Origin of the sequence: Pseudoalteromonas sp. Isolate6, assembly GCF_022398435.1 — a bacterium.
GTDB lineage: Bacteria > Pseudomonadota > Gammaproteobacteria > Enterobacterales > Alteromonadaceae > Pseudoalteromonas > Pseudoalteromonas galatheae.
In genome coordinates this window covers 1-7,566 of record NZ_JAKEVK010000213.1, presented here as the reverse complement: position 1 = coordinate 7,566, position 7,566 = coordinate 1, and the positions used below count along the sequence as shown (strand labels likewise).

Below are 7,566 nucleotides of genomic sequence, written 5' to 3'. Positions count from 1 at the left end.
CTGAGATACAAGTCTCTATGTTACCATCAAGTCTACTGGAATCGAGCGTCAGCCGCTCGAGTTTGCATTAATTAAAATAAAAGAGATAAGCCATGTTCTCAGAGCTAAAACCACTTCCAACAGATCCTATTTTAGGCCTGATGGCCGCTTATAAGCAGGACACTAATCCAAATAAAATTGACCTAGGTGTAGGTGTTTATAAGGATGAACAGGGAAATACGCCGGTACTTAGAGCGGTTAAAAAAGCGGAAGCATTTCGTTTAGAAAACGAAACGACAAAATCTTATATTGGTTTGGCTGGTAACTTAGACTTCTGTCAAAAGATGGAAACACTGTTACTTGGAGAGCATAGTACATTGTTGGCAAACCGTGTACGCACGGCGCAAGCACCTGGTGGCACGGGAGCATTACGTGTTGCTGCCGAATTTATTAAACGTTGCAACACCAATGCGACTGTTTGGGTTACTACTCCAACTTGGGCAAACCATATCAGCCTATTTGAAGCTGCTGGTCTAACAGTCAAAGAGTATCCTTACTATGACTACGAAAATAAAGGGTTGTTATTTGATGAGATGATCAATGCACTGAAGCAAGTATCTAAAGGTGATGTGGTACTACTTCATGCATGTTGTCATAACCCAAGTGGTATGGACTTAAATCAAGAGCAATGGAAAGTAGTTGCTGAACTTGCGAAAGAACAAGGTTTTACGCCATTAATTGATATCGCATACCAAGGTTTTGGTACCAGCCTTGAAGAAGATGCACAAGGCCTTAGAACAGTTGCGGATACGGTTGATGAAATGATCATCTGTTCATCTTGTTCTAAGAACTTTGGTCTTTATCGCGAGCGTATCGGTGCGTGCTCAATCATTGCAAAAGACAGTGCAACTGCAGACGTTTCAAACTCAGTATTACTTAGTGTTGTGCGTAGTATCTATTCAATGCCACCAGCACACGGTGCTGATATTGTAAATACCATATTAAGTAGTTCTGAACTTACACAAATGTGGTATGACGAACTTGATGAAATGCGTAGCCGTATCAATGGTCTACGTACGTTGATCAAAGAAAGCCTAGCTGCAAAAGGTGTTGAGCAAGACTTCTCATTCATCGACCGTCAGCATGGTATGTTCTCTTTCTTAGGTATTAATAAAGAGCAAATTGACAGGCTGCGCACTGAATATGCTATCTATATGGTAGGTTCTAGTCGCGTTAACGTAGCTGGTGTAAGCAAGGACAATATTGACTATTTTGCTGACGCAGTGGCAAGCGTGATTGAGTAATACCGCGCTATACAAAACAAAATAAAAAACCGCAAAATGTGCGGTTTTTTATTTTTACCCAGCATCACTTACTGAAGTAATACCAGTTGTATTAAGTAAATGATCTATCTTTAAGCGGGGAAATAGCTTTAGTAGCACCGCTCTCGCGTCCTGCTGCCGCTAAGGTACCTATATCCATATAGGCAAGGCAAAAATCTTGCTATTTAGTTGTTCTAAATGAGAAATTTTTAACGAAGCTAATATGCTATTTCACCCTTCAAATTGATTAGAGAATTAATTCAATTGGTATAAGTAGCTATTATCACTTAGGCTTGCTTAATTTTGGTCACTTTTTCTGAATCTGACGCTTTTTCGTCTGCAGATTTGTTTTTGGTACTGGCCTTTGGTGCTACTTTTCCACCTTTTAATACAGACACAAAGTCATCTTTTTGTTTTGCAATTTCAAGCGCTAGGGATTCAACTTGTTGTTCACTCAGCGGTACGTCAACTTTTGCTAGCATATCTTCCAATGCCTCAGCTACATCTAGCATCTTATCGTAAGCATCAGCTTCTTTTTTAGATGTGAAAGTCATACGCTCGACTCCATTTCTTTCAACAACATATTTGATGATAACGGCCATGGTTATTCCCCTAGTCACTGTTTTTTTATACAGTAAATTGAATTGAGTGATTAAGCAAGCTATTTTGAAAATTTTTCAAGTATAGGTGAACAAAAGAGAATTAACAAAATTTTTTAAAAACAACAGGTTAATATTAATTTTCTTTTTTGAAAGAATGAAAATTTTTGACAAAGTTGATATTCCAATCTTTATTTAAAAAGCGTACTGCAATCACTCACCGAGGTGAATGCAGTAAGCTTCGGATACTTTTTACGCACAAGGAGTGTATATATGTTCAATAAACCCACCATACTTTCTATTTTATTGGCGTTAGGTTTAAGCTGTTCAAGTGTGCTCGCAAAACCTGCGGAGCAAGCAAAATCAGTCTCTCAAACACAGCAGCAAAGTGTTGCGCTTGATATTAATTCTGCAGATGCTTCAGCGCTTTCAAGTTTACCAGGGATTGGTATTCGTAAAGCTGAAGCCATTGTTGAGTATCGCAAAAAAATGGGACGCTTTAAGAGCACAGCTGAGTTACTCGAAGTAAAAGGAATAGGGAAAGGCATATTGGCAAAGCTGGAGGGAAAGATTAGAGTCTAGTTGATGTTATTGTGTGCGAGCTTAGCTGCTCGCACACAGGTAGATTGAAAATTAGGGCTTATTCGAGGCGTTAAACTCAGCGATCGCTCGAGCCAATTTGGGTTTGCCAAACTGTATTTCCACCGGTGTAGTTAGTAGTGGATAAACTAATCCGGCTACGAGTAAGACGGGTAATAACAGCCAGCCTTCAAAGACGACTAATGAGGCAAAAAATGGTGTGAGTAATAGCAACTTTACTATTCTTAATACGACTTTTGTTTTCGCGTCGAGACGGCTAAGTGCAAGACGTAAGATAATCTGCTTGTCACGTAATTTAAATTCTCTTAGCTGCTCAATTTGGCTTAACCTAAAATGCATGAATACGAAATCTCAGCTTCTTTTAGTAACGTGGAAAAATAAGAAAAGAATAAATGCGATACTATAAAATGCAAAGATAATTTCCATCCATCCTGGCATAGATAATCCTGCGAAAGACCAGTCTATATTGCCACAGTCACCCGTTGCAGCAAAAAAGCTTGGCAGCCATTCATGAAGCGGCATAAACGCAGGAAAGTTTGGTACAAAGTCACAGGTAAAAGCAAATGGATCCGTTGTGGTTTGCATACTGATATGTTCACGGGCGATAAAATAGCCCCAAATACTGCCTACACCCCAAGAAGCAAAGGCAAAACTGCGTAGCACGAAGGAGCGAGGCGAAATCATACCGATTAAACCAGCCGCTAACAGCCCCAACATAGCAAAACGCTGATAGATACACATAATACAGGGTTCTAAACCCATACCATATTGGAAATACAGTGCGACAGCTTCGAAAATAGCAGCGGACAGTGCCAGCAATCCCCATGATTGCCTAGAGAGGTGAAAAGATGAAATCTTCATTATCGAGAAACCCTTTTTGTTTTATTATGCTTTATCTGGTTGCGTTAGGGCAACCTTACTTCGGCAGTGTGCGCTATCTTTGCGACGATTTTTCGACTCTTGTTGTTAGTAGAAGTTCGAAAATATCAAAATAGATCACTTGATTAAATCAATTGATGTTGTATCACCAAGTGAGCCGGCTTGTGGAGTATCCACCTAGCCGTGAATATATTACCACCCCAACAGGGATGAAACTTTGGTGGTGGTCTATGCGAATACAGAGCTTCTGAGTATCAATCGTATCATCGAGTTAGTTTGGCAGCCGCAAGTGGTAAATTAAAAGAATAAAAAATAGAATAAACAACACCCACTACCGCAAAGAATAAATAACACATATGTTTGCGACTAATGAAAGCAGCGAAGGAAAAAACATTATGTATAAAGTAGGCATTGCTCTGTTTGACGATTTCACAGACGTAGACTTCTTTTTGATGTATGACTTGCTCGGTCGAACAACCGACAGTTGGGTTGTGAGTGTATTAGGAACGAAGCCAGAGCATAGTTCTCACCTTGGCATGCGAGTTAAAACAGACGGGCATATTTCAGAAGTAATTAATCAAGATGCAGTTCTGATCACGAGTGGCAAACGTGGTATTCCTGCAGCTATGAAAGACACTGAGTTTATGTCCGCGCTGAACCTTGACCCAAATAGGCAGCTAATAGGCTCGATTTGTGCGGGATCTTTCATCCTTCATGAGCTTGGTTTGCTTAAAGGTAAGTCGTTAACGACGAATCCAGATGCTAAGGGTGTTTTGCAAAGTATGGGAGGAGATGTTCAGGACTTACCCCTTGTCATAAACGGTAACATCGCCACTGCTGGAGGCTGCCTCTCGCTAATGTATCTAATCGGCTGGTTGGCAGAGCGGTTGTTTGACTCAGATAAACGGAAGAATATACAAAATCAGTTAATTCCAGCTGGGCAATTAGCGCTTTTTGAAGACCTCATTGCTACAACGATTCAATCAGCAGAGTTAGAAAATTTGAACACAGGCGCCCAGACCCTCTGAGATGCAAATGGAGGGTAAGTCTTCGTCATTGCTAAATTTTAGTCTGATATTTATTCTGACTAAGCGACGTACTAAAAGTATCAAATAAATATGAGCAATCAACAAAAGTGGCAAAGGCAGTGGAGGGAAGTATTAGGAGAGTCGACAGAATCCATGCCTGATATCAAGGAGGATTATATTCTCCACTTCGACATATGGAAACTGGATGATGAAAAACTAGAAGCTTGCTTTGCAATATTTCCTAATGGCAAGCGAATACTTAAAAGAGTGAATGAAGTCAGAAAAGTGTATCCGCAATCTACAGAAATTGATGATGAAACTCTCTTAAACAAGCTAAATCAACTCAATGAAAATATAGAGATTGTGCTTCAAGCATTCGGCGACCAAGCACTTATTGAGTTAAATAGAGAAAAGTCTTCCACTAAGAAATGTCGTGTTTATCGGGGCAGTGAAACGCTAAGGTGTGAAGTGTTTAAAAATGCGGATCCACCCACCATACATTTAGATGATGCACTGTCTGAAATTATCAAGAAACACTGTGGTGGAGAAGGTTACGAAGCACTTTTCTTTTTAAGTGAGCCGTTATACCAATTGGTTGGTTGCGATTATACCGTTTCGCATTGGATAGCATGGGCAATGGTAGAAAACGAATACGATACCGATCCGTACTACGAAGCATTTGAATTATACAAAATGAAAGCAGAGGCTGGATGGTCTGATGAGGAGCAATTTGTTTACATTAACAGCTCAGTGTTTAGCGAAGATGAGCTCGTTCTCGCCAAGTCTATATCGCCTTAATTGAGTTCTAAGTCTCACACCGCATCACAATCTCACCTACATTGAATATGGCTATTTTCAGCTAGGGTGATTTGTAGCTTGTTAGTTGAGCTTCATCTGGTACAATCAGTGGATTAACAAGCACAACCTGCCAATCAAGGCATTGATGTAATAATAAAGTGGTGTGAGATGAGAATTTTCAAAGCCAAGAGCCCAGCTGGATTTGCTGAAGAATATATTGTTGAGTCAATTTGGAACGGCGAATTCCCTCCGGGATCCATTCTACCTGCTGAGCGTGAGCTTTCTGAACTCATTGGTGTAACAAGAACAACACTGCGCGAAGTATTACAAAGGCTAGCTCGTGATGGCTGGTTGACTATCCAACATGGTAAGCCAACCCGAGTAAATAACTTTTGGGAAACGTCGGGTCTTAATATATTAGAAACTTTAGCGCGTCTTGATGAAGATAAGATGCCCGAGCTGACCGATCAGCTGCTGTCAGCGCGTACCAATATTAGTGCTATCTATACGCGTGCGGCGATAAAATTCAACCCGCAGCGTGTTATCGATATTTTGTCTAAGCATGAAGAGCTAGAAGACACCGCAGAAGCCTTTGCCGATTACGATTATCAAGTTCACCATGAACTGGCAGGTGCAGGGCAAAACAAAATTTATGTGCTTATTTTAAATGGCTTCAGAGGCTTATACTCAAAAATTGGTTGTCATTACTTCTCAGATCCTAGAACGCGAGGACTGGCGAGACAGTTTTATGCAGATTTAACCAAACTGGCGGAAAATCAAGAACACGATGGGGCTATTTCATTAATGCGTAAGTATGGTCATCAATCGGGTGAAATTTGGCAGCAGATCCGCGGTGATATGCCAGAAAACATTATGGACTAATGTCTATCGAGTGATATACATGTTAAAGAGGCTTCTTCGTGAAGCCTTTTTTGATCTCCGAATGGCGTCCTGAGCGGAGGTATTTGAGTCTCATCGAATTTATAGATTGATGCTATCGCTAAATTCGATTGTTAATTATGGCACTTGCCAAATACACTAGGCGCAGTTTTTGGTGGTGAGAATGACAAAGATACTTTGGTTATGAATCTAGCTAGGGTTGTTTTTTCATAAGCACGCCACAATATTATGAACAAGATATTTTGGTCTCGACACGAGATACCAAATAAGATTGGAAATAAACCTAACTATTGGAGATAAAAATGGGTGTATTAGTAGGCCGCAAGGCACCAGACTTTACAGCAGCAGCAGTACTAGGTAACGGTGAGATCGTAGATAGCTACAACCTGCACGAGCGTATTAAAGGTAAAAAAGCGGTTGTTTTCTTTTACCCACTAGACTTCACGTTTGTTTGTCCTTCAGAGCTAATCGCGTTCGACAAGCGTTACGAAGAGTTCCAAAAGCGTGGTGTTGAAGTGATCGGTGTTTCAATCGATTCTCAATTCTCACATAACGCATGGCGTAACACTCCAGTAAACGAAGGCGGTATCGGTCAAGTTAAATACGATCTAATCGCTGACGTTAAGCACGAAATCTGTCAAGCATACGACGTTGAGCACCCAGAAGCTGGTGTTGCTTTCCGTGGTTCTTTCCTAATCGATGCTGAAGGTAATGTTCGTCACCAAGTAGTTAACGACCTACCACTAGGCCGTAACATCGACGAAATGCTACGCATGGTTGATGCACTAGCATTCCACGAAGAGCACGGTGAAGTATGTCCAGCTGGTTGGACTGAAGGTAAAGCAGGTATGGATGCAAGCCCTGAAGGTGTTGCTAAGTTCCTATCTGAAAACGAAGGCGCACTATAATTTAGTGTCGACTTTGTGATATCTCGCTGATATCAAAAAAGAAACCCGCCAATTGGCGGGTTTTTTAATGGCTACTGATACCTCAATAGCTTTCAGAGGGTAAAACTTTGACTACTTGGCTACCTTGCCTACTTTAGCAAGTGCTATGCTAGTTAAAGTTAATAAACTGACCCAGTGACTTTATCAGTTGAATGCTTAAGTAAGCGGCGAATAAACTGATCACGGGAGTTGCGAGCAGACTCAGAAATTCGAGTTCATTAATCATTAGTCTCTTCCTTTTTTACTTGCTCGTTGTTATTGGTTGTTTGAAACGCTTTCTCTAGAGACTGTTTGGTCTCAATTTTTATTTCCTCTAGATTCGCTTTGATTGACTCAGCGATAGCTTGCGTTACTTTGGTTTTTACTTCTTGAAGTAAAGAAGCATCAATTTGTGCAGCTGTTGTTGTCATGCTCGCTGTAAACAGTAAAGTTGTCATGGTGATTTTCGCTAAAGTAGTCATAATAAGTTTCCTTGTAATTTGTTAGTCGCAATAACTATTACAAAGGTTGTGCC

The 7,566-nt window shown here is 40.6% G+C and carries 10 protein-coding genes; 6 read left to right on the top strand and 4 right to left on the bottom strand.

Going from position 1 to position 7,566, the window contains the following annotated elements:
• Window positions 1-92 precede the first annotated feature (92 nt).
• Window positions 93-1,283, top strand: coding sequence for an amino acid aminotransferase (locus L1D50_RS19630; protein WP_239966639.1), 1,191 nt, complete (start codon window positions 93-95; stop codon window positions 1,281-1,283).
• 305 nt (window positions 1,284-1,588) lie between these two features.
• Here the strand turns inward: L1D50_RS19630 and L1D50_RS19625 are convergent, their stop codons facing one another.
• Window positions 1,589-1,903: a YebG family protein gene (locus L1D50_RS19625; protein WP_128726831.1), complete on the bottom strand. Its 315-nt coding sequence runs from the start codon at window positions 1,901-1,903 to the stop codon at window positions 1,589-1,591.
• A 270-nt stretch (window positions 1,904-2,173) separates the two neighbouring features.
• Here L1D50_RS19625 and L1D50_RS19620 point away from each other — a divergent pair, with 270 nt between their 5' ends.
• Window positions 2,174-2,482 carry a helix-hairpin-helix domain-containing protein gene (locus L1D50_RS19620; RefSeq protein ID WP_128726830.1) on the top strand — a complete coding sequence of 103 codons (309 nt, stop codon included), beginning with the start codon at window positions 2,174-2,176 and terminating at the stop codon, window positions 2,480-2,482.
• Window positions 2,483-2,533: 51 nt separating this feature from the next.
• On the opposite strand, the gene L1D50_RS19615 is transcribed toward L1D50_RS19620, so the two are convergent.
• Window positions 2,534-2,839 carry a hypothetical protein gene (locus tag L1D50_RS19615; protein ID WP_128726829.1) on the bottom strand — a complete coding sequence of 102 codons (306 nt, stop codon included), beginning with the start codon at window positions 2,837-2,839 and terminating at the stop codon, window positions 2,534-2,536.
• Window positions 2,840-2,851: 12 nt separating this feature from the next.
• Window positions 2,852-3,361 carry a disulfide bond formation protein DsbB gene (gene dsbB, locus L1D50_RS19610; RefSeq protein WP_128726828.1) on the bottom strand — a complete coding sequence of 170 codons (510 nt, stop codon included), beginning with the start codon at window positions 3,359-3,361 and terminating at the stop codon, window positions 2,852-2,854.
• 413 nt (window positions 3,362-3,774) lie between these two features.
• On the opposite strand from dsbB, the gene L1D50_RS19605 reads away from it, so the two are divergent.
• From L1D50_RS19605 to L1D50_RS19590, 4 genes are all read left to right on the top strand, one after another.
• Complete coding sequence (locus L1D50_RS19605) at window positions 3,775-4,407, top strand: DJ-1/PfpI family protein (RefSeq protein ID WP_128726827.1); 633 nt, start codon at window positions 3,775-3,777, stop codon at window positions 4,405-4,407.
• A gap of 90 nt (window positions 4,408-4,497) precedes the next feature.
• Entirely contained in the window at window positions 4,498-5,205 is a 708-nt protein-coding gene (locus L1D50_RS19600) for a hypothetical protein (protein WP_235956561.1), read from the top strand.
• Between the two features lie 168 nt (window positions 5,206-5,373).
• Complete coding sequence (fadR, locus tag L1D50_RS19595; RefSeq protein ID WP_128726826.1) at window positions 5,374-6,087, top strand: fatty acid metabolism transcriptional regulator FadR; 714 nt, start codon at window positions 5,374-5,376, stop codon at window positions 6,085-6,087.
• A gap of 320 nt (window positions 6,088-6,407) precedes the next feature.
• Window positions 6,408-7,013 (top strand): peroxiredoxin C, encoded by a 606-nt coding sequence (locus L1D50_RS19590; protein ID WP_010371125.1) that lies wholly within the window; start codon window positions 6,408-6,410, stop codon window positions 7,011-7,013.
• Window positions 7,014-7,270: 257 nt separating this feature from the next.
• Here the strand turns inward: L1D50_RS19590 and L1D50_RS19585 are convergent, their stop codons facing one another.
• Window positions 7,271-7,513, bottom strand: coding sequence for a hypothetical protein (locus L1D50_RS19585; RefSeq protein ID WP_128726825.1), 243 nt, complete (start codon window positions 7,511-7,513; stop codon window positions 7,271-7,273).
• Window positions 7,514-7,566 lie beyond the last annotated feature (53 nt).

Coding starts and splice junctions, on each gene's coding strand:
- L1D50_RS19630 (WP_239966639.1), top strand. CDS start 93: ATGTTCTCAGAGCTAAAACCACTTCCAACAGATCCTATTTTAGGCCTG.
- L1D50_RS19625 (WP_128726831.1), bottom strand. CDS start 1,903: ATGGCCGTTATCATCAAATATGTTGTTGAAAGAAATGGAGTCGAGCGT.
- L1D50_RS19620 (WP_128726830.1), top strand. CDS start 2,174: ATGTTCAATAAACCCACCATACTTTCTATTTTATTGGCGTTAGGTTTA.
- L1D50_RS19615 (WP_128726829.1), bottom strand. CDS start 2,839: ATGCATTTTAGGTTAAGCCAAATTGAGCAGCTAAGAGAATTTAAATTA.
- dsbB (WP_128726828.1), bottom strand. CDS start 3,361: ATGAAGATTTCATCTTTTCACCTCTCTAGGCAATCATGGGGATTGCTG.
- L1D50_RS19605 (WP_128726827.1), top strand. CDS start 3,775: ATGTATAAAGTAGGCATTGCTCTGTTTGACGATTTCACAGACGTAGAC.
- L1D50_RS19600 (WP_235956561.1), top strand. CDS start 4,498: ATGAGCAATCAACAAAAGTGGCAAAGGCAGTGGAGGGAAGTATTAGGA.
- fadR (WP_128726826.1), top strand. CDS start 5,374: ATGAGAATTTTCAAAGCCAAGAGCCCAGCTGGATTTGCTGAAGAATAT.
- L1D50_RS19590 (WP_010371125.1), top strand. CDS start 6,408: ATGGGTGTATTAGTAGGCCGCAAGGCACCAGACTTTACAGCAGCAGCA.
- L1D50_RS19585 (WP_128726825.1), bottom strand. CDS start 7,513: ATGACTACTTTAGCGAAAATCACCATGACAACTTTACTGTTTACAGCG.